This is a genomic window from Eubacterium multiforme (assembly GCF_030813415.1).
Lineage (GTDB): Bacteria > Bacillota > Clostridia > Clostridiales > Clostridiaceae > Clostridium > Clostridium multiforme.
Genome location: NZ_JAUSUF010000011.1, coordinates 37,982 through 58,298, shown reverse-complemented (window position 1 = coordinate 58,298; position 20,317 = coordinate 37,982). Strand labels below are relative to the sequence as shown.

Genomic DNA, 20,317 nt, shown 5'->3' with positions numbered 1-20,317 from the left:
TTTTATTTATCCTTGCACTAGTATTATATGTTAATGCATTATAAAATGCAAGTAAATTTACGATTTTTACTTATTTTCTAGGTATAATTGAATGATTTTCTTGCAAAATTATTCTTTATTCGTTAAAAGCTTTTTAAATGTAGTAATTCATCTTCTGTCAATTCTCTATATTCGCCTTCCTCTAACTCTTCATCTAAAGGTAATCCACCAAACTCTATTCTTTGAAGATATACTACATTCTTATTAACAGCTTCAAACATTCTCTTAACTTGATGGTATTTTCCTTCTTGGATTGTTACATGAATTTCTGAACCTTCATCTGATGCATTTATTATTTCTAAAATTGCTTCCTTGCAAGTATATCCATCATCTAATGTAATACCTTTTTTAAAAGCTTCTATATCTTCTTCTGTAACTTTCTTATCAATTTTTGCATAATAAACCTTATCAACCTTCCACTTAGGTGATATTAATCTATGATTTAATTCTCCATCATTAGTTAAGAATAATAATCCAACAGTATCTTTATCAAGTCTTCCTACTGGAAATGGTTCAAAGGATTGATGATCTATTTCTAAAAGATCTACAACAGTTTCTTCCTTTGAATCATAAGTTGCAGAAACAACTCCCTGTGGTTTATTCATCATAAGATATATGTATTTTCTATAAAAAATTTCTTCTCCATTTAATTTTATTACTGACTTTTCAGGATCAACTAAAGTTGCACTGTTTTTTTCTACTACTCCATCAACTTCAATAAGTCCCTTTCTTGCAATTGCCTTTATTTCTTTTCTACTTCCATATCCTAAATTTGAAATAATTTTATCAAGTCTTTCCAAAATTATAAACACCTCTTATACTTTTATTTTTTGCAATGTTTTAATTAAATGTTAATGTTTATCTAAAATAAACATTAACACAAAATATACTACATATTAAATTCACTATTTTAAGTTCACCTTATTTTATTATTAATTTAATTAAAAAGCAATTTATCTATTATAATCTTTATCTATATAATAAAAAAAACTTCCATTAAAGCAAAAAAAAGCTCCTAAAACTTAGGAGCTTTTTTATATTAAACTGTAAATTCAATTTCAAAGTAGTCTTCATAATTTACTCTCTTATAAAAACTTTTTGCAAGTACCATAATTCTATAAGTTCCTTTAGAAAAAGGTATAAATGTATAATATCTCTTTTTACTATAACTTTGAGCCTTTACCCAATTACCTTTTTCCATTAAATAAAATTCATAGCAAACATCTTTTCCGCCAACACTTTCAGCCCAGAAATTAACTTCTTTATTTAATTTAATTTCATTTTTATCCACTACTATTTTAGTACCTGTAACTGGAATTGCTTCATGTACATAAATATTAATTTCTTTTTTAGTATCAAATTCACTTTCACACTTAATATTTTTAGCATAAACTTCAAAGGTATATTTTCCTGCACATTTAGGCTTAACTTCAATTTTTTTATTTTGAACAAAACCTGTTTCTTCTACTTCATGTCCATTTATTTTAGTTACAAAATTAACTAATACGTTTTTTGTATTTTGTACTATTGCTTCCACATCAATTGTATCATCAACTAAAAAAACATCTCTACATGGAAGTAATATATAGTCAATAGTTGCTGGAATATAATCCTTTACTCGTAAAAATAAATTTGATTGAACATCATATTCCTCTAAAGAATATTTATCCTTTACCCTAATTTCAATTTCATATTTTCCCTTTTTCTTTGGAATATAATTCATCCAATTAGTTCTGCTATATTCTATTCTATCAACTTCTTCACCATTTCTATATATAATAAAAGAATATAAAAGAATGCTTCCACCTTCTGCAATAACTCTAATATTTACTGGCTTATTAATTAAAGTTTCTCTTCTATGATTGGCTATAACATCTAAAATTCTAATTGGCTTGTCTGCCTTTTTATCTATATCAAAAAGTATTGTTTTCTTATCTTCGTAGTCTCCATCAAAGGAAGTATCCTTTACATATAAAGTTACCTTATATGAACCTTCCTCTCTAGGGTCCCAATCAAATTCTTTACTTCTTGTATAGCATGAATCTTCTGCAATTGGACCATCTACAATATATCTATAAACTAATTCTCTTCCACCACAGGCATTAGCTTTAAATGTAACATCCGTTCCTGAAACTTGAGGACTTTTAACATCAGAGTTAAAACTAATAATTCTTACTGCATTATAAGGTCTTACTTCATATACCATTACAGCTCTATCATCATATTCTTTATTTGAAAATAAATCTTTCATAAGACAAAGAAGTCTATATTCGCCCTCTTCACTTTCTTGGAAACTAACTATTCTTCTTGATGAAAAATCTTGTATACATGTTGATCTACCATATTGATCCACTTTAACAAACTTAAAAAGTAAAGGTCTTGATTCATCACAGGATGATTTAACTTTAAAAACAAGTTCCTCATTTAATAACAGTTCATCTGTTAAGCATTTAAAATCAGTAATTTCTGCTTTATTTTTCTCTTTGATTTTAAATGATATTGTTTTATGCTCATCAAAGATTTCTTTTGAATCAGTTCTTTTACATTCAACTAAAAGTTCTTCTTCTCCTTCTTCTATGGCTGCATAAGATAATGTATTATCAGGGGAATAGTCTCTTATTGGCTCAAATCCATATTCACCCATTCTCCAAAATCTATACAATAAATCTTCCTCTTCAGATACAACTTCTATATTAATTTTTTCTCCAATGAAATATTCTTCTTTTTCTAATAAAATATCTTTAATCAAATCTTTATCCTCTGCGTTCTTTCCTATTATATATTCTTCTTTTGCCAAATATTCAAAGGGTTTCTTTGATCCTCTCTTTTTCCCTTGTACCATTACCATATAGTGCCCTTCCTCCTTTGGAGTCCATACACATGAATCTTGATTATTGAACTCTTTTATAGTGTTCCAAATACCATCATTTCCAATTAATACTTTAAAATCTATAGTTTCCTCAAAATCAATTCCTATTTCTATATTCTCTTTAGGTTTTTGAGGACTTTTCTTGTCAAATAAAATATTTATTACACCCATATCTTTTCACCCCATATTTTAGCCACTCCTACTATTTCATTATACTATAATACCATTTTTTGTAAATAAAATTCCATAATTCTCTTACTTTATTATACAACATTCTTCTTAATCCACAATGAACTTTTTTTCTAAAAATTAAAGCTGACACAATACCTTTTAAATATTGTATCAGCTTTAATTTTTAATATTAGTTTCTATTATAAATTTTAAATTATTTATTAGTCTTTCTTCATCTTCTGAAGTTCTTTTTTTAGGTCCTTTAAACCTTCCACCAGCTTTTCTTATTTTTTGTGAAATATGTCTTTGCTCTAATAATAAATCAATATTTTTTTCTGTGTAAATTTTTCCTTTAGGACTTATTACACTAGCACCTTTTGGTAAGCACATTGCTGCTACTCCATAATCTTGAGTTATTACAATATCTTTTAATTTGCAATTATTAACAACATACATATCCACACTTTGAAAACCACTATCTACAACTATAACCTTGGAATAATCACTTTGTATATAATGATGTATATCAACAAAAATATTTACTTCTATATTATATTTTTTGGCTAGTATTTCAATTTTAGGGATGCTTGGACAAGCATCCCCATCAATTATAATTTTCATACTATTTTAATTTAGCTTCTAATTCAGCTTTCATATCTTCATATCCTGGTTTTCCAAGTAAAGCAAACATGTTTTTCTTGTATGCTTCAACTCCAGGTTGATTAAATGGGTTTATTCCTAAAAGATATGCGCTAATTCCACATGCCTTTTCAAAGAAGTAAACTAATTGTCCAAAGTAATATGGAGTTAATTCTGGTATATTAACTACCATGTTTGGAACTCCTCCATCATTGTGTGCAAGTAAAGTTCCTTCGAAAGCTTTTTGGTTTACGAAGTTCATATCCTTTCCTGCTAGGAAGTTTAATCCATCTATATTATCTTCTGTAGCTTCAATAATTACTGATTCTTCAGCCTTTTCTACATGAAGAACTGTTTCAAATAAATCTCTTCTTCCTTCTTGGATGTATTGTCCCATTGAGTGAAGGTCAGTTGAGAAATCAACAGCTGCTGGGAATATTCCCTTGTTGTCTTTTCCTTCTGATTCTCCATATAATTGTTTCCACCATTCATTGAAATAGTGAAGTGATGGTTCATAGTTTACTAATATTTCAATGTTCTTTCCTTTATTGTATAAAGCATTTCTTACTGCTGCATATTTGTAGCAATCATTATCTTTAAGTGAAGGAGTCTTGTAAGCTTCTCTTGCATCTTGTGCACCATTCATCATTTCTTCTATATTAATTCCAGCTGCTGCTATTGGAAGTAATCCTACTGCTGTTAAAACTGAGTATCTTCCACCAACATCATCAGGTATTACATAAGTTTCATAACCTTCTGCATCAGCTAATGTTTTAAGTGCTCCCTTTGAAGCATCAGTTGTTGCATATATTCTCTTCTTAGCTTCTTCTTTTCCATATTTCTTTTCAAGAAGATCTTTAAATATTCTAAATGCTATTGCAGGTTCAGTTGTAGTTCCTGATTTTGATATTACATTAACTGAAATATCTTTTCCTTTTATAGCTTGTAATAATTGGTTCATATATGTTGCACTTATATTGTTACCAACATAGAATATTTGTGGAGTTTTTCTATCTTCTTTTGATAATACATTGTAGAAGTTATTTGTAAGCATTTCTATTGCTGCTCTAGCTCCTAAGTATGATCCACCAATTCCTATTACTATAAGAACATCTGATGTTTCTTGAATTCTCTTTGCTGCTTCTTGAATTCTTCTAAATTCAACTTTGTCATAGTTTACAGGTAAATCAATCCAACCTAAAAAGTCATTTCCTGCACCAGTTCCTTCATGTAATGTTTTGTGTGCTGATTCTACTAAATGTCCCATATTATCTATTTCTTCCATATTTAAATATGGAGATACTTTAGATAAATCTAATGATAATCCTTTAGTCATAATCATGTCCTCCTTCTTTTTGTGTATTACTTTTTTAACATAAATTTATGTTATGCCATACACAATATATTTATAACCCAATAATTCATTTTCATTAAAAAAACCTTTGATTTATTTAATGAAAGTGATATCCTTCTATATTTTACTACATATCCAAACCTTATAAAAGTAGCTTATTATTAATTTATTTCATGTAAACATTTAAATACTTTACTAAATTTTATATTTATTTTTTTATACATTTTTAAAGAAAAAAAGAGACTTTAAAAGCCTCCTTTTTATAAAATAATATTTTTATCTATCTTCTATTTTTCATTTCAATCATGTCACCATATACAGGAGTTGGCATACCAAATCCACCTGATACATCAACAATTTGTCCTGTAGTAAATGCAGCATCATCACTTGCAAAATATAAAACTGTTCCTGCAATTTCTTCTGGTTTTCCCATTCTTCTAATTGGAGTATGCTTTAAGAAAAAATCTCTAAATTCATCAGTTAAATTATCATTAACTGCATCTGTTGCTGTCATACCTGGTAAAACTGCATTGCAACGGATATTATCTCTAGCACATTGTACTGCAATTAATTTTGTTAAATAATTAATAGCTGCTTTACTTGTACCATAAGCAATTTGTGAAATATCTGGACGTAATCCTCCAATGGAAGATATATTAATAATACTTCCACCACCATTTAAAGCCATATGTTTAATAACAGCTTGAGAAGTCATAAATACACTAGCAAGGTTCATATCAATAGTTGAAATATATTCTTTGTAGTCTGTATGCTTAATATCTAAATCCTTTTTAGGATTTGATGTTCCAAAGTTATTAACTAGAATATCTATTCTTCCTTCTTCTTTTATAACTTCATCTACCATAGAAATATAAGTTTCTTTTTCAGAGGCGTCATTATACACCACCTTTACATTAAAACCTTTATCATTTAATTCTTTTGCTCTAGAATTTGCACGTTCAAGATTTCTTGCTGCCATGTAGACAGTTGCTCCTTCTTCTGCAAAACGTTTTACACAAGCAAGACCAATTCCTCTTGTTGATGCAGTAATTAATGCTACCTTATTTTTTAATCTCATACTATCCCTTCTTTTTAATATATTTTTTTATAATTAATAACTTCCCTATCTTTATTATAGTAAAGTTACAATAAAAAATCAGTAATATTATTATTTAATATTTTAAATATATATTAATTTATAAAGGGATTATATACATATATCTTTTATATTATTAAATTAATTTTTAGCATTTTTATTTCTATTATAATTAATAAGTGAACCAGCCTTTATAATATTTCTTTCTTCTTCTGTTATATCAGAAATATATAGTTCTATTTCTTCTACTTTATCTCCAATAACATAAGCTTTTATATTACTTAAATCCTTATCAATTATTTTTAAAATATTTGGAATATAAATATAGTCTCCTACATTAAAATTTGGCTTATCACTCATTTGAAAAGGAATCATCCCCCAATTTATAACATTTGAACGATATCTTTTTGTTGCATATTCTACACAAATATTTGCAAGTCCACCTAAAACTCTTTGACAACTTGCTGCCTGTTCACGTGCAGAACCATCACCTGGTTTTATTGCATATATCATACTCCCTATTTCTATATCTTTAGCTTTTACATTTTCACTTCCAGAAATATTATTTATTTTTTTAAATATATCATCTATTTCTTTTAAACTTAGTCCTTTTAATCTTTTTTCTTCTAAAACCTTTACCTTTTTTGCTCTATTTACATATTCAGGATCTCTTCTTGATAAAGTAAACTCTGCAAGTCCTAATGGATTTGAACGATAAGATGATGTTTCTCCTGATGGAATTAATTCATCTGTTGTAGTAACATCATCCATTATTTTAGAGCAAACTTTTAATAAAATATTATTTGAAAGCTCACTCATCTTTGGCCAATCTTTAATATTAGGTCCATATATAAGTTTCTCTTCTTCATTTTCCTTGTCAAAGCCAAAATATACACGATTTTTATAAGATGTTTTATCAAAAGAATATTTTGGTATATTACCCCATCCTGTAAATTCCTCTGCTGAAGTAAGTTTTCCTCCATTTGCACATGTTGCAGCAATAGAACGTGCATCCATAAGTGCTACAGCAGCCATTTGTCCTTTAGTAGGTTTAGACCCTTCACGATTAGGAAAATTTCTTGTAGTATGTCTAATACTAAGTCCATTATTACAAGGAGTATCCCCAGCACCAAAACAAGGACCACAAAAAGCTGTACGGATAATTGCCCCAGCTGACATTAAATCAGAAATAGCACCTTTTTTAACTAAATCCATAAATACTGGTTGTGAAGATGGATATACTGCTAAAGAAAATTCACCATTTCCAATATTTTTTCCTCTTAAAATATTAGATGCTTCTATTACATTTGTATAATTACCTCCTGCACAACCTGCAATTATACCTTGTTGAACCTTAAGCTTTCCATCTATTATTTTATCCATTAAAGTAAATTTAGCTTTTCCATCTGAAATTTTATCTGCATCAATTTCAACTTTTCTTAATATATCTTCTAAATTTCCATTTAACTCATCAATTTCATAAACATTACTTGGATGAAAGGGTAATGCTATCATTGGTTTTATTGTATTAAGATCAACATATATAGCACCATCATAATAAGCCACTTCTTTAGGATTTAATTTTTTAAATCCATCTCCTCTTCCATGGGTTTCTAAAAATTCTTTTGTATCCTCATCAGTTCTCCATATTGATGATAAACAAGCAGTTTCTGTTGTCATAACATCAATTCCATTACGAAAATCTGTTGTCATAGAGGAAACTCCAGGACCTACAAATTCCATTATCTTATTTTTTACATACCCATTTTTAAATACAGCTCCAATAATAGCTAAAGCAATATCTTGAGGTCCAATTCCAGGGTTTGGCTTACCATCTAAATAAATAGCAACAATCTTTGGGTATGAGATATCATATGTATCACATAAAAGTTGTTTTGCAAGCTCTCCTCCCCCTTCACCAATTGCCATAGTTCCCAATGCTCCATAACGTGTATGACTATCAGACCCTAGTATCATTTTTCCACAACTAGCCATCATTTCTCTCATATATTGGTGGATAACTGCAATATGTGGTGGAACATAAATTCCTCCATATTTTTTAGCTGCTGATAATCCAAATACATGATCATCTTCATTAATTGTACCTCCAACTGCACATAAAGAATTATGACAATTAGTTAATACATATGGTATAGGGAATTTTTCCATTCCAGAAGCTTTTGCTGTTTGTATAATTCCTACATATGTAATGTCATGAGATGCTAATGAATCAAATTTAATTTTTAGTTCTTTCATATTATTAGATGTATTATGTTTTTTTAGAATTGAATATGAAATTGTTCCTTTTTTAGCTTCTTCTTTTGAGATGTCTTTTCCTATTAATTTTTTTATTCTACTTTTTTCCTCTTCTTTAACCAATTCAATACCATTTATTAAATAGGCACCCTCTTTGTACAGCTTTACCATATATGAACCTCCTACCAATTTTTTAAATTAGTTTTAGTATATAATAGAAATTTTTGTAATACCAATTGGATACATATAATGATATTTTTGTACTTTTCCTTATATTTTTTTCTCTTTTAATTTTATTTTTTAATATCTTTTTTATAATTTTATTATTTTTTAAAATGCTCAAGTAAATATTTAAGTAAAAAATAAATTAATTGTTTTACTTAAATCATTAACTTATTTTTTAATTTAAAACAAAAACAGGTACAAACTGTATAATAAAATTTATACAATCTATACCTACTTAACTTATATAACTATATTTAATATAATATTTATTAATTATGAAACTTATCTTTTAAATTCTTTTCTATTATAAAAATTGGAACTATTAAAGCTACTATTCCAATAATAATATTTATAAGTGATAAATTTTCTGGTTTCATTGGTACTAATAATTTATCAATTATTACTATCATTAAAACTATTAAACCAAGCTTTATCCAATATAACCCACAAAGTGTATTAGCATATTTCCATGCCTTAATAGATTGCTTAGATCTTCTTGTTCTATATCCATATACATCATTTATATCCTTAGGTGGCTTCTTATATAAAATATATCCCTTTATTATCATAGTTAATGGAATTAATAAATCTGTAAACCAAAAGAAACTCTCCATTATTTCTCTCCTCATAAATTTTATTTATATAAATTTATTATATAATAACTTTCAAATTAATGTAAATTTCTATTCTAACTCTGTTTCATAAACTTTATTATCTTTATCTCTAAAATATAACATTGAACTTATAAATCCTATAAATAAAATTACGGCTGCAACAAAAAATGTAAAACTAAATCCTTTTGAAAAGGCTAATGCTACATTATCTTCACTAATATTTTTAAATAAGAATCTTATAACGCTAACCCTTCTATACAAGTTTTTATTTATCTTTTAATCTATTAAATTTTAGTTTCTATTTCAAACCCTAACTCATGTAAAATAATATTATCAGCAATTACTTCATCATAAATACCATCAACCTTTTGAAAACCATTTTTTATATAAAGGTTTATTGCTGGCTTGTTGATATCCACAACAAAAAGCCTTAAATATTCAGCTCCTTTATCTCCTGCAATAGATTTAGCTTTTTGAATCATTATGCTGGCAATTCCTTTTCTTAAATAATTGATGTTAACACCGAAACGGTCAATATATAATACTTTTTTCTGTTCATTTTTCCATTTCACACTTTCCGCTCCTGAATTTGAATTGCACAAAGCAAAAGCCGATAAAATTTCTTTGTTTTCTACCAAAATATAAAGACAGTTATTTGCAATATCATCACAAAAAACTTCACATGGATAAACCTCATTCCAAATCTTAATATTTTCTTTATTCATATTGCAAATTATATCTCTATATACTGCCTTCAATTTAGGTAAGTCATCTAAATTAGCCCATCTAAACTCCATATTAACACCTCTATTCCAATTCCTATTTATCCATAACTCTTAAATAAGTAATTTACATATAATTATATCTATTTTATACAAATATAACCATATATCTTTCTTAAAATATAAAATAACCTATTTTTAAACTTTTAATTGATAAGAAATTTTATTGTAAACTATATAAAAATAAGCCTATTTTACAGCTTATTAATTAAAATAAACACTGTAAAATAGGCTTTATTATTTCTAATTACTTATATATCTTATTCCCACTCAACAAATTTATACTTATTGAAATCCGCTTGTAATCAAACCTTACAAAAACTTTTCTTATTTTGGTACATTTTATGTTGGGAAACCTTATTTATTATAATGATATTTTTCATAAAATAGAACAATATTATTTAATTAATTTAAACTATATTTAAACGAATGCTGATAATAAAACGCATAAAAATGAATAAGTCAATTTGTCCACTTTACTTAATATTAATGTATAGTATAAAAGAAACTAGATGAATTAATTTAGTATATTTAAATTTTTATTTTTCAAAGTTACTATATATTTTAATAAATATTTTAAGTTCTATTTCCACTAAATATTATCAACAATATATCCCGTCTTGTCCACAGCTCTTTTTGATTTTTTATTTATATTTAACGTTAACAACACCAATGTAGTTTTTTTATAAACTACTCCAATAAATAGACTGTAAATTTTCTTGATAGTTCTTAAAAATACTTCTTTGTCTAGTTTTAAACGTAATATTTCTAAGAAAATCCTTTTTATCTATATCCCATTCAAAGAATTGATTATTACTATTCTTTAAATAATCTACAAACAAATCTCCCATTATCTCTCCAGTTGTTGTCCCATTTCCAGTTTTTAATTCAGAAATAATAAAATCAATTCTATTTTGCTCATATGTTGTTAAAAATGATGCCTTATTAAATATAAGAATCCACCAAAATTCTCTATACGTGTAAACACTATCTTTTTGAACTATTGCTTCTATCCTTTCAATAAGTGTACATCCTATAATATCTCTAATTTCTTTGTAATAACGCTTACTATATTTAGAATACATTAAATATGAGGCCCATAAAATTGGATTATCTTTTTCATGCAAATCTAGAACAATATTTTTTTCTTGTCTATATGGAATTTCAATCTTAGTCTGACAGCAAAATAAAATTAAATTAATTATGTCGCTCAAATTAGCTTTATCAAACAAAAACGCATATCGATTAAATAAATTTTGTAATTTATCTTTTTTTTCAAAAATATCATATTCATCTCGAACATAACTAATAATTGATAATAGCTTTTGAGTATTTCCATAGTTCGGGAAAAAAGAATAAACATAAAAAGCCAAATCCAAAAAATCAAAGATAACACTTTCCGAAATGTCATCTCTAAAAATATTAACATTATCCTTATTTCTGCCAACCTTATTTAATAAAGTTCCCAAGAAATAAGCAACTATTGTCTTATCCTTAACTTCATATTTACATATCAACTCATTAAACTGATTCATTATAGTTCTCTTACTTTTTGATAACACCATACTCTTTAATAAATGTGGCTTAATTATTTTTTCTGACCCTTCTTCATCACTTTCTTTATGATAGTTCTCCACAAAAGCCTTCTGTTCATCATGAGAATAGAATAACAAATTACTTGCCCTATTGGTAAAAAGATTCGTATCATTAAGCCAATCTTCCAAAACAAATGGAACCTTACTTTTATATAATTTCCCTTCATTAAGTCTTAACAAATATTTGCGAGAAGCTTCTCCATATAAATCAACTATTTTACTTGCTAAATTTTCAGATTCTGCAAAAATAAATATATCATCAACATAACGGTAAATATTATAGTTTTCTCCTACCTCAAAATTTTTATTTAAAAGTAAACTGTATACATCTCTATCTATAGTTTGTAATAATATTTCCGCTACCATTCTAGAATACTCAGGACCAACGACTATTCCATTTGATGTTTTTGCATTAATATTCATCAAAATTCTATCTATTGAAGTATATATACTCCCATTTTTAAACTTTTTTGTATCATTCACATCCTTTCCAATAATCCAATTAAATGCATGAGTATATATACTATCAAAACATGCTTTATAATCTGTACGAATAAAATACTTATATTTACTATTTAGCACAAGCCATTCTTCAGACGACGTAAATGCAGCTATTGACTTGTATGGACCAATACTAAAGAACACTCCGGTTTGTTCAATAACTTCTTTTCCAATATATTTATTCAAATCACTAAAATATTTAGTAACAGAACGATTTTTACTTTTATAATATAATTCATTATTTTTTCTATGATATCGTAATGAAAAAACAGCATTTTTATCTATTAGTGTTATTAATTCTTTACTATAAATACATACAAATAAAAACAATTGCATTGCTGCCATTGGTTGTAATAGACTTAACTCTCTTTCACTATGAAGTTGTTTCATAATCGTATATTTCAAAGGCATAGTCGACCAATTACCATTTCCCTCAAACAATTTTACGTTATTTTTATTCTTCATTTCTATCATTTTTTTAATCATATCATCCACCTCCTTATTTTTATTCATAAGGAAGTCATAAAAATAACTATATGTAAATTGTTCTGATAATTCAGTTGGCAGAACATCTGTTAATATATAATCTAACTGGTTTCTCTCTATGTTGTTAAAATCCATTGACTTCATTCCAATCTAATAATATAATTTTATATGAGTGATATATCACTCAAGTAATATCTTATTAACTTACTTAGTTACTAAGTTTTATTACACACGTAAGCAGTACAAAGTTCTTTAACGTTGTATGAAAGTAGCATCATCTCGAAAGAAATGATGCTACTTTACTTTAATCATCTCAAGATAATCAACCACAATCCTGTAATAATCCTTATTGCAACTATTATATGTTGAATCAAGCTTCTTAATCCACTTCAAAAGTGTTTCTTCTGAAACTCCTATACTTTTTTCAAACATTATAGTTCTATTTCTTTTCATAGTTGAATATAAATTGTATATGCTATCCTCTCTCATTGATTGCTTAAAAAAATAAGGAATTGCAATATTATATTTATTTAACAAGTCTATATATAAATTTTTCAAAAATTTTTCCGTATCTGTACTTAATGAATCAGTATGATACCTCAATTCATTATAACTTGCAACAACCCCCTTGGTTAACCAATCAAATGAGCTACTACCTATTGTTCTCGCAATAACTACACGAGAAGAATATATTTTAATCCTTTGTCGTAGTAATTCTAAATCATTATCCTTTTTATACTGAATAATCGCTCTTTCAATTATACCAGTATACTTTCTTTGTTTCTTTTCTGCTATTCCATATACAAATTGCATTTTTTTAATGCCTTTTTGGTTAGTAACCTCTTTAATTTCATATTCATAACCAAGAAAATTAAATTTTTGTTTTGTTGAAAGATTTCTTCTAGATATAAACGAAAACTTTCCTGGTGACATACTCAATTTAACTGGACATTTTCCAAAAACATCACCTATTGTTTCCTTCATAACATCTTCAAAAATCCTTTGAGAAATATATCGATTAGTTATTATTAACATATCATCAACATACCTTTCATAAAAAAACACACCATATTTAGTTAGCTTTGCTTTTATCCTCTCATCAAAATCTCTACATACAATTTCTGACATTCCATTAGATAAACATAATCCAGCAAAGCAATACTTAAATTCTGATATATATTGTTCTAACAATTCCTTATCCGATCTACTCATCACTGATTCACGAATATATTTATTATATACATGTTCTGTTAATACACTATCAAAAAAAGATTTAAAATCTGCTCGTATTATTACAAAATCATTCATATCCTTTATTACAGGTAATATATTAAATAAAATATTTATTATTCGACTTCTGCTAGCATATCTGATTTTAAACGTTTTATCCACTTGCCTCTTTAAATATTGGCAAAGTATATCTTCACACGACAACTTAGGATAACTATATACTATTCTTTTTCTCCCTTGCTGTGTAAATAATTCTCTTTTATATCTATTAAAATTATAACTTTCACGTTCAATATCATTAAATATGCCTTCAGCTTTAACATCTACTTGTGTATCCATCAGCGAGAAATCTCTTTGTCTAACAATTTGCCAAATATGATTTTTGTTCATATCAATTCTCCTTCATATATCATTTCCAATTTTCTCACCATTTCATCTATTTTTCTAAACATCTCCGCATAAAATTGCCATAATATATTTACTAATATTTTTATCACAATAATATAATACCATATTTTTCAATTATTACAAATCCAACCACCACTTAGTGTTAATATTTTATTAATAATAATAAAAGGAAACCCTTGAAAATCAAAGGTTTCCGAACTTTTTAATTATTCCCACTCAATAGTTGCTGGTGGCTTAGAAGTTACGTCATAAACAATTCTGTTTACTCCCTTAACTTCATTTACAATTCTTCTTGATACTAAATCTAATAACTCATATGGTATTCTTGCCCATTCTGAAGTCATTGCATCACTTGAAGTAACAGCTCTAAGTGCTATTGTATGGCAGTAAGTTCTTTCATCTCCCATAACTCCAACGGATCTTATGTTTGGAAGGCAAGCAAAGTATTGCCATATAGTTTCATCAAGATTAGCATTAGCTATTTCTTCTCTGAAAATTGCATCTGCTTCTCTAACTATTTCAAGTTTTTCATCAGTTATTTCTCCAAGAACTCTTATTGCAAGTCCTGGACCTGGGAATGGCTGTCTCCATACTAATTTATGAGGAATTCCAAGTTCTTCTCCAACTGCTCTAACCTCATCTTTGAATAATTCTCTTAAAGGTTCAATTAATTCAAATTCCATATCTTCTGGAAGTCCTCCAACATTGTGGTGAGACTTAATTACAGCTGATGTATCAGTTCCACTTTCAACTACATCTGGATATATTGTTCCTTGAACTAAGTAATCAATATTTCCAACCTTTTTAGCTTCCTCTTCAAATACTCTTATGAATTCTTCTCCAATAATCTTTCTCTTAGTTTCTGGATCTGAAACTCCCTTAAGCTTTCCTAAGAATCTATCTTGAGCATTAACTCTTATAATGTTCATATCAAATTCTTTCTTAAATACTCTCTCAACAGTATCTCCTTCATCTTTTCTAAGTAAACCATGGTCTACGAAGATACAAGTTAAGTTATGTCCTATAGCTTTATGCACAAGCATAGCTGCAACTGATGAATCAACTCCACCTGATAATGCACATAAAACTTTCTTATCTCCAACTAATTCTTTAATTTCTTTTATTTTATCCTCTGCAAATGAAGCCATTGTCCATAGACTTTCTAATCCACAAATTTCATGTAAGAAATTTTTAAGCATTTGTTGTCCAAATGGAGTATGTTCTACTTCTGGATGGAATTGAACTCCATAAAGATTTCTTTCTTCATTTTCCATTGCAGCAATTGGACATACTTCTGTGTGACCAATTATTTTAAATCCTTTTGGTGCTTCACTTATATAATCTGTGTGACTCATCCAGCAGATGTCTTTTTCATTAATTCCTTTAAATAATCTTGATGTATTATCTAAATTTATTTCTGTCTTTCCATATTCTCTAACTGGAGCTGTATCAACTTTTCCTCCTAAAGTATGAGCCATAAGTTGATCTCCATAGCATATTCCAAGTACTGGAATTCCTAAATTAAATATTTCTTCTGAAACTCTTGGAGCTCCTTCACCATACACACTGTTTGGTCCACCTGTAAATATTATTCCCTTAGGATTTTTTTCTTTTATTTTTTCAATTGTATAGCTATAAGGTATTATTTCACAATAAACACCACATTCTCTTACTCTTCTTGCTATAAGTTGATTATACTGTCCACCGAAGTCAACAACTAAAACTAAATCTTTCTTCATTAGCTCCTCCTAGATATAATAATTTAAATTATCACTGATTTACAGTTTATTATTAATTATATCATATTTAGAGAGAAAGACCTCTCTAAATACGAATATTTTTTAATTTAATTAATATTATTTTCGTATTTTAAAATATTTTTTATTTTCTATAAATTTCTTATTTATAGTTTACCTATATGATATAAATTTAATACCTAATTAAAAGTATTACTTCATTACACTATAGTTTGGTGCTTCCTTTGTCATGTTAATGTCATGAGGATGACTTTCTCTAAGTCCTGCTGATGTTTGAACAACAAATGTTGAAGTTTCATATAATGTATCTAAATCCTTTGAACCTAAATATCCCATTCCAGCTCTGATTCCTCCAAGCATTTGGAAAATTGTATCTGAAACTGATCCTTTATAAGCTATTCTTCCTTCAATACCTTCTGGAACTAACTTTTTGTTTCCATCTTGGAAATATCTATCCTTTGAACCACATGCCATAGCTCCTAAAGATCCCATTCCTCTATAAACTTTATAGCTTCTTCCTTGGAATATTTCAACTTCTCCTGGAGCTTCTCCACATCCTGCAAATAAAGATCCCATCATTGCAGCACATGCACCAGCAGCTAATGCCTTAACAACATCTCCTGAGTATTTAATTCCACCATCTGCAATTACAGGAATTCCATATTTCTTTCCAACTTCAACACAATCCATAACTGCTGTAAGTTGTGGTACTCCAACCCCTGCAACAACTCTTGTTGTACATATGGAACCAGGTCCTATTCCAACTTTAACACAATCAGCACCTGCTTTTATTAAATCTTCTGTTGCTTCTGCAGTTGCAATGTTTCCTGCTATTATTTGAAGTTCTGGATATTTTTCTTTAACTTTTTTAACAGCATCTAAAACTCCCTTTGAATGACCATGTGCTGTATCTATTGTTATAATATCAACCTTAGCCTTAACTAAAGCATCAACTCTTTCCATCATATCTTTAGTTACTCCAACAGCTGCTCCACATAATAATCTACCCTTACTATCTTTAGCTGCATTTGGGAATATTCTAGCCTTTTCAATATCTTTAATTGTTATAAGTCCTTTTAACATTCCCTTTTCATCTACTAAAGGAAGTTTTTCTATTTTATGTGTTTTTAAAAGCTCTTTAGCTTCATCCATTGTTGTTCCTTCTGGTGCAGTAATTAAATTTTCACTTGTCATTACTTCTGATATTTTTCTAGATAAATCTTCTTCAAAAGTTATATCTCTATTTGTTAGTATTCCAACTAGTTTTCCGTTAACTGTTATTGGAACACCTGATATTCTATATTGACCCATTAATTCTTCTGCATCAGCTAAAGTATTATCTGGTGATAAAAATATTGGATCTGTAATTACTCCATTTTCTTGTCTCTTTACTTTGTCAACTTCCTTAGCTTGTGCTTCTATGCTCATATTTTTATGAACAATTCCAAGTCCACCTTCTCTAGCCATAGCAATTGCCATTTTAGATTCTGTTACAGTATCCATACTAGCACTTATTAAAGGTATATTTAGTGCTATTTTCTTTGTTACATTTGTTTTTAAAGATACCTGATTTGGTAACACCTCAGATTTATTTGGAACTAATAATACATCGTCAAAAGTATATGCTTGTTTTAAAATTCTAGCCATTTTACATCCTCCTTGTTTTTACATGAATACTTTCACATTTAAAATCTTTTGCAAGTTTCCTTGCATTTTCTGCCTATTTTTTTGTACAAAAAAAGCACATTAACTTCCTAAGTGAAGTTAATATGCCATAATAAACGCTACTATACGAGTAGTACTTAATGGTATATTAAATCCACTCATAGTCGGAAATTTAAGGTTCCCGGTAGATACTCCCTGCCGTATTCAGGGGATATACGAGTTTTAAATGTGCATTTCGCTTTTTAAATTAAACTAATTATAAATTACATATTAATTAAAGTCAATAATTTTTTTGAATGATTTATTGCATTTGTTAATAAAAATACAAATTTCATCTCATGTAATTGTTTACTTAAAATTAATCTCTCAATATCTAATTATTAGGTAGTCTAAAAGTCTATCTAAAATCAATAATTACTTAAAACATAGTAATTTTTTTAATTAGTTTTCTTCTATAAGTGAATTAAATTTATCATCATCATCCAATTTAAAATCTTTATTATCCTCAATTATATCTCTACATTGTGATACTTCCATATCCCCTTTAAGATTCGGTAATGTATTATCTAGTGTTGTTCCTTCTCCTCCTAAATATTCTTTAGTTATATTATTACTTATAACATCACTAACTTTGCTACCTGAAAAAGCTTTGTTTTGTTTCATTTCATATGTATCAACTGCCATTACAACTTTTCTAGCCTGATCCATTACTCTAGTCTTTTTTGCTTCATTCATATAACCAGTTATTTTTGGAACAAATATAGTTGCAAGTATTCCCATAATTGCAACTACTGCAACTAATTCTATAAGAGTAAATCCCTTTTTCTTATTTTTTAATTTTATTATTTGATTCATTTTCTATCCCCTTTATTATAAAGTTTTATTATTTTTTATATTTACTCCTATGATTATTGCCAATATATTTTTATTTATATCACTTCACATAAAAAAAGAAGCCAATAACTTTGGCTTCTTTTATGAAAAATATTATATTTTAGTACATTCCATCCATTCCCATTCCACCTGGTGCTGGCATTGCCTCTTCTTTTTGTGGAATGTCTACAACTGCAGCTTCTGTTGTTAAGAATGTTGAAGCTACTGATGCTGCATTTTGAAGTGCTGATCTTGTAACCTTTGTTGGGTCAACTATACCAGCTTTTATCATATTCTTATAATCTCCTCTTAATGCATCATATCCAATTCCAGCTTCACTATGTCTTACTTTTTCTATTATTACAGAACCTTCAACACCTGCATTTGTAGCTATTTGTCTCATAGGCTCTTCAAGTGCTCTAACTATTATATCAATACCAACCTTTGTATCATATACATCTGATGTTAATTCTGCTACTTGATTTAATACATTAACATAAGCAGTTCCACCACCTGGTACTATACCTTCTTCAACAGCAGCTTTTGTTGCAGCTAAAGCATCTTCTATTCTAAGCTTTCTTTCCTTAAGTTCTGTTTCTGTTGCTGCACCAACTTTAATTACTGCAACTCCTCCAGCTAACTTAGCAAGTCTTTCTTGTAATTTTTCTTTATCAAATTCTGATGTTGTTTCTTCAAGTTGAGTTTTTATTTGATTAACTCTAGCTTTAATTTCATCTGAATTTCCTCTACCATTTACTATTGTAGTATTGTCTTTAGTAATCTTTATGCTTTCAGCTTCTCCTAGGTTGTCTATTGTTACTTCTTTTAAATCTCTTCCAAGTTCTTCTGAAATAACTTCTCCACCTGTAAGGATTGCTATATCTTGTAGCATTTCTTTTCTTCTATCTCCAAATCCAGGAGCCTTAACTGCAACACAAGTAAATGTTCCTCTTAACTTATTTACAACTAATGTTGCCATAGCTTCTCCTTCAATATCATCAGCTATAATTAAAAGTTTTCTACCATTTTTAACTATCTCTTCTAATATAGGAAGTATATCTTGTATGTTCGTAATCTTCTTATCTGTAATTAATATATATGGATTATCAAGGTTAGCTTCCATCTTTTCTGTATCTGTTACCATATAAGCTGAAACATATCCTCTATCAAATTGCATTCCTTCAACTACATTAAGTTCTGTTCCCATTGATTTTGATTCTTCAACAGTTATAACTCCTTCGTTACCTACCTTTTCCATAGCATCTGCAATAAGTTTACCTATTGTTTCATCAGCTGCTGAAATTGCTGCAACTCTTGCTATATCTTCTTTACCATTTACAGGTTTTGATATTCCTTTTATTTCTGAAACAGCTTTTTCAACTGCCATATTTATACCTTGTCTAATTAACATTGGATTAGCTCCAGCTGTTACGTTTTTTAATCCTTCTCTAATAATAGCTTGTGCTAAAAGTGTTGCTGTTGTTGTTCCATCCCCTGCAACATCATTTGTTTTTGTAGCTACTTCTTTTACAAGTTGAGCTCCCATATTTTCATATGGATCTTCAAGCTCTATTTCTCTTGCTATTGAAACACCATCGTTAGTTATAAGAGGTGCTCCAAACTTCTTATCTAAAACTACATTTCTTCCTTTAGGTCCAAGTGTTACCTTTACTGTATCTGCCAATTTATCAACACCAATTTGCATTGATCTTCTTGATTCTTCACCAAATTTAATCATTTTAGCCATAATAAAAAAC

General features: G+C 28.1%; 15 protein-coding genes and 1 riboswitch. All 15 genes read right to left on the bottom strand.

Annotated elements, in window-relative coordinates; all coding sequences use genetic code 11:
- Positions 1 to 122 precede the first annotated feature (122 nt).
- The 15 genes from J2S18_RS12790 to groL all read right to left on the bottom strand — a co-directional run bounded on the left by J2S18_RS12790 (position 123) and on the right by groL (position 20,307).
- The gene (locus J2S18_RS12790; RefSeq protein ID WP_307487374.1) at positions 123 to 839 is read right to left on the bottom strand and encodes a pseudouridine synthase; all 717 of its coding nucleotides are present in this window, start codon (positions 837 to 839) and stop codon (positions 123 to 125) included.
- 239 nt (positions 840 to 1,078) lie between these two features.
- Positions 1,079 to 3,079 carry a triple tyrosine motif-containing protein gene (locus J2S18_RS12785; RefSeq protein ID WP_307487373.1) on the bottom strand — a complete coding sequence of 667 codons (2,001 nt, stop codon included), beginning with the start codon at positions 3,077 to 3,079 and terminating at the stop codon, positions 1,079 to 1,081.
- A gap of 177 nt (positions 3,080 to 3,256) precedes the next feature.
- Entirely contained in the window at positions 3,257 to 3,700 is a 444-nt protein-coding gene (locus tag J2S18_RS12780) for a YaiI/YqxD family protein (protein ID WP_307487372.1), read from the bottom strand.
- 1 nt (position 3,701) lies between these two features.
- Positions 3,702 to 5,054 carry a glucose-6-phosphate isomerase gene (locus J2S18_RS12775; RefSeq protein WP_307487371.1) on the bottom strand — a complete coding sequence of 451 codons (1,353 nt, stop codon included), beginning with the start codon at positions 5,052 to 5,054 and terminating at the stop codon, positions 3,702 to 3,704.
- A 298-nt stretch (positions 5,055 to 5,352) separates the two neighbouring features.
- The gene (gene hdhA, locus J2S18_RS12770) at positions 5,353 to 6,150 is read right to left on the bottom strand and encodes a 7alpha-hydroxysteroid dehydrogenase (protein WP_307487370.1); all 798 of its coding nucleotides are present in this window, start codon (positions 6,148 to 6,150) and stop codon (positions 5,353 to 5,355) included.
- 159 nt (positions 6,151 to 6,309) lie between these two features.
- On the bottom strand, positions 6,310 to 8,595 hold the full coding sequence (locus J2S18_RS12765) for a hydratase (protein WP_307487369.1): 2,286 nt from the start codon (positions 8,593 to 8,595) through the stop codon (positions 6,310 to 6,312).
- Positions 8,596 to 8,918: 323 nt separating this feature from the next.
- On the bottom strand, positions 8,919 to 9,263 hold the full coding sequence (locus tag J2S18_RS12760) for an SdpI family protein (RefSeq protein ID WP_307487368.1): 345 nt from the start codon (positions 9,261 to 9,263) through the stop codon (positions 8,919 to 8,921).
- A 69-nt stretch (positions 9,264 to 9,332) separates the two neighbouring features.
- A complete protein-coding gene (locus J2S18_RS12755) occupies positions 9,333 to 9,524 on the bottom strand; it encodes a hypothetical protein (RefSeq protein ID WP_307487367.1) in 192 nt (63 codons plus the stop codon).
- A gap of 23 nt (positions 9,525 to 9,547) precedes the next feature.
- Positions 9,548 to 10,060, bottom strand: a complete 513-nt coding sequence (locus tag J2S18_RS12750; protein ID WP_307487366.1) for a GNAT family N-acetyltransferase — start codon at positions 10,058 to 10,060, stop codon at positions 9,548 to 9,550.
- Between the two features lie 668 nt (positions 10,061 to 10,728).
- On the bottom strand, positions 10,729 to 12,762 hold the full coding sequence (locus tag J2S18_RS12745) for an RNA-directed DNA polymerase (RefSeq protein WP_307487365.1): 2,034 nt from the start codon (positions 12,760 to 12,762) through the stop codon (positions 10,729 to 10,731).
- 159 nt (positions 12,763 to 12,921) lie between these two features.
- The gene (locus J2S18_RS12740) at positions 12,922 to 14,247 is read right to left on the bottom strand and encodes an RNA-dependent RNA polymerase family protein (RefSeq protein WP_307487364.1); all 1,326 of its coding nucleotides are present in this window, start codon (positions 14,245 to 14,247) and stop codon (positions 12,922 to 12,924) included.
- A 224-nt stretch (positions 14,248 to 14,471) separates the two neighbouring features.
- Positions 14,472 to 16,004 (bottom strand): glutamine-hydrolyzing GMP synthase, encoded by a 1,533-nt coding sequence (gene guaA, locus J2S18_RS12735; RefSeq protein WP_307487363.1) that lies wholly within the window; start codon positions 16,002 to 16,004, stop codon positions 14,472 to 14,474.
- A gap of 210 nt (positions 16,005 to 16,214) precedes the next feature.
- On the bottom strand, positions 16,215 to 17,669 hold the full coding sequence (gene guaB / locus J2S18_RS12730; protein ID WP_307487362.1) for an IMP dehydrogenase: 1,455 nt from the start codon (positions 17,667 to 17,669) through the stop codon (positions 16,215 to 16,217).
- A 159-nt stretch (positions 17,670 to 17,828) separates the two neighbouring features.
- A riboswitch (purine riboswitch) is annotated at positions 17,829 to 17,926 on the bottom strand.
- A 202-nt stretch (positions 17,927 to 18,128) separates the two neighbouring features.
- A complete protein-coding gene (locus J2S18_RS12725) occupies positions 18,129 to 18,542 on the bottom strand; it encodes a type II secretion system protein (protein WP_307487361.1) in 414 nt (137 codons plus the stop codon).
- A gap of 139 nt (positions 18,543 to 18,681) precedes the next feature.
- Positions 18,682 to 20,307 (bottom strand): chaperonin GroEL, encoded by a 1,626-nt coding sequence (gene groL, locus J2S18_RS12720; protein WP_307487360.1) that lies wholly within the window; start codon positions 20,305 to 20,307, stop codon positions 18,682 to 18,684.
- Positions 20,308 to 20,317: the final 10 nt, after the last annotated feature.

What these genes read in the sequence shown, in the direction of transcription:
- J2S18_RS12785 (WP_307487373.1), bottom strand. Translation starts at nt 3,079, where the DNA reads ATGGGTGTAATAAATATTTTATTTGACAAGAAAAGTCCTCAAAAACCT.
- J2S18_RS12780 (WP_307487372.1), bottom strand. Translation starts at nt 3,700, where the DNA reads ATGAAAATTATAATTGATGGGGATGCTTGTCCAAGCATCCCTAAAATT.
- J2S18_RS12775 (WP_307487371.1), bottom strand. Translation starts at nt 5,054, where the DNA reads ATGACTAAAGGATTATCATTAGATTTATCTAAAGTATCTCCATATTTA.
- hdhA (WP_307487370.1), bottom strand. Translation starts at nt 6,150, where the DNA reads ATGAGATTAAAAAATAAGGTAGCATTAATTACTGCATCAACAAGAGGA.
- J2S18_RS12765 (WP_307487369.1), bottom strand. Translation starts at nt 8,595, where the DNA reads ATGGTAAAGCTGTACAAAGAGGGTGCCTATTTAATAAATGGTATTGAA.
- J2S18_RS12760 (WP_307487368.1), bottom strand. Translation starts at nt 9,263, where the DNA reads ATGGAGAGTTTCTTTTGGTTTACAGATTTATTAATTCCATTAACTATG.
- J2S18_RS12750 (WP_307487366.1), bottom strand. Translation starts at nt 10,060, where the DNA reads ATGGAGTTTAGATGGGCTAATTTAGATGACTTACCTAAATTGAAGGCA.
- J2S18_RS12745 (WP_307487365.1), bottom strand. Translation starts at nt 12,762, where the DNA reads ATGGATTTTAACAACATAGAGAGAAACCAGTTAGATTATATATTAACA.
- J2S18_RS12740 (WP_307487364.1), bottom strand. Translation starts at nt 14,247, where the DNA reads ATGAACAAAAATCATATTTGGCAAATTGTTAGACAAAGAGATTTCTCG.
- guaA (WP_307487363.1), bottom strand. Translation starts at nt 16,004, where the DNA reads ATGAAGAAAGATTTAGTTTTAGTTGTTGACTTCGGTGGACAGTATAAT.
- guaB (WP_307487362.1), bottom strand. Translation starts at nt 17,669, where the DNA reads ATGGCTAGAATTTTAAAACAAGCATATACTTTTGACGATGTATTATTA.
- J2S18_RS12725 (WP_307487361.1), bottom strand. Translation starts at nt 18,542, where the DNA reads ATGAATCAAATAATAAAATTAAAAAATAAGAAAAAGGGATTTACTCTT.
- groL (WP_307487360.1), bottom strand. Translation starts at nt 20,307, where the DNA reads ATGGCTAAAATGATTAAATTTGGTGAAGAATCAAGAAGATCAATGCAA.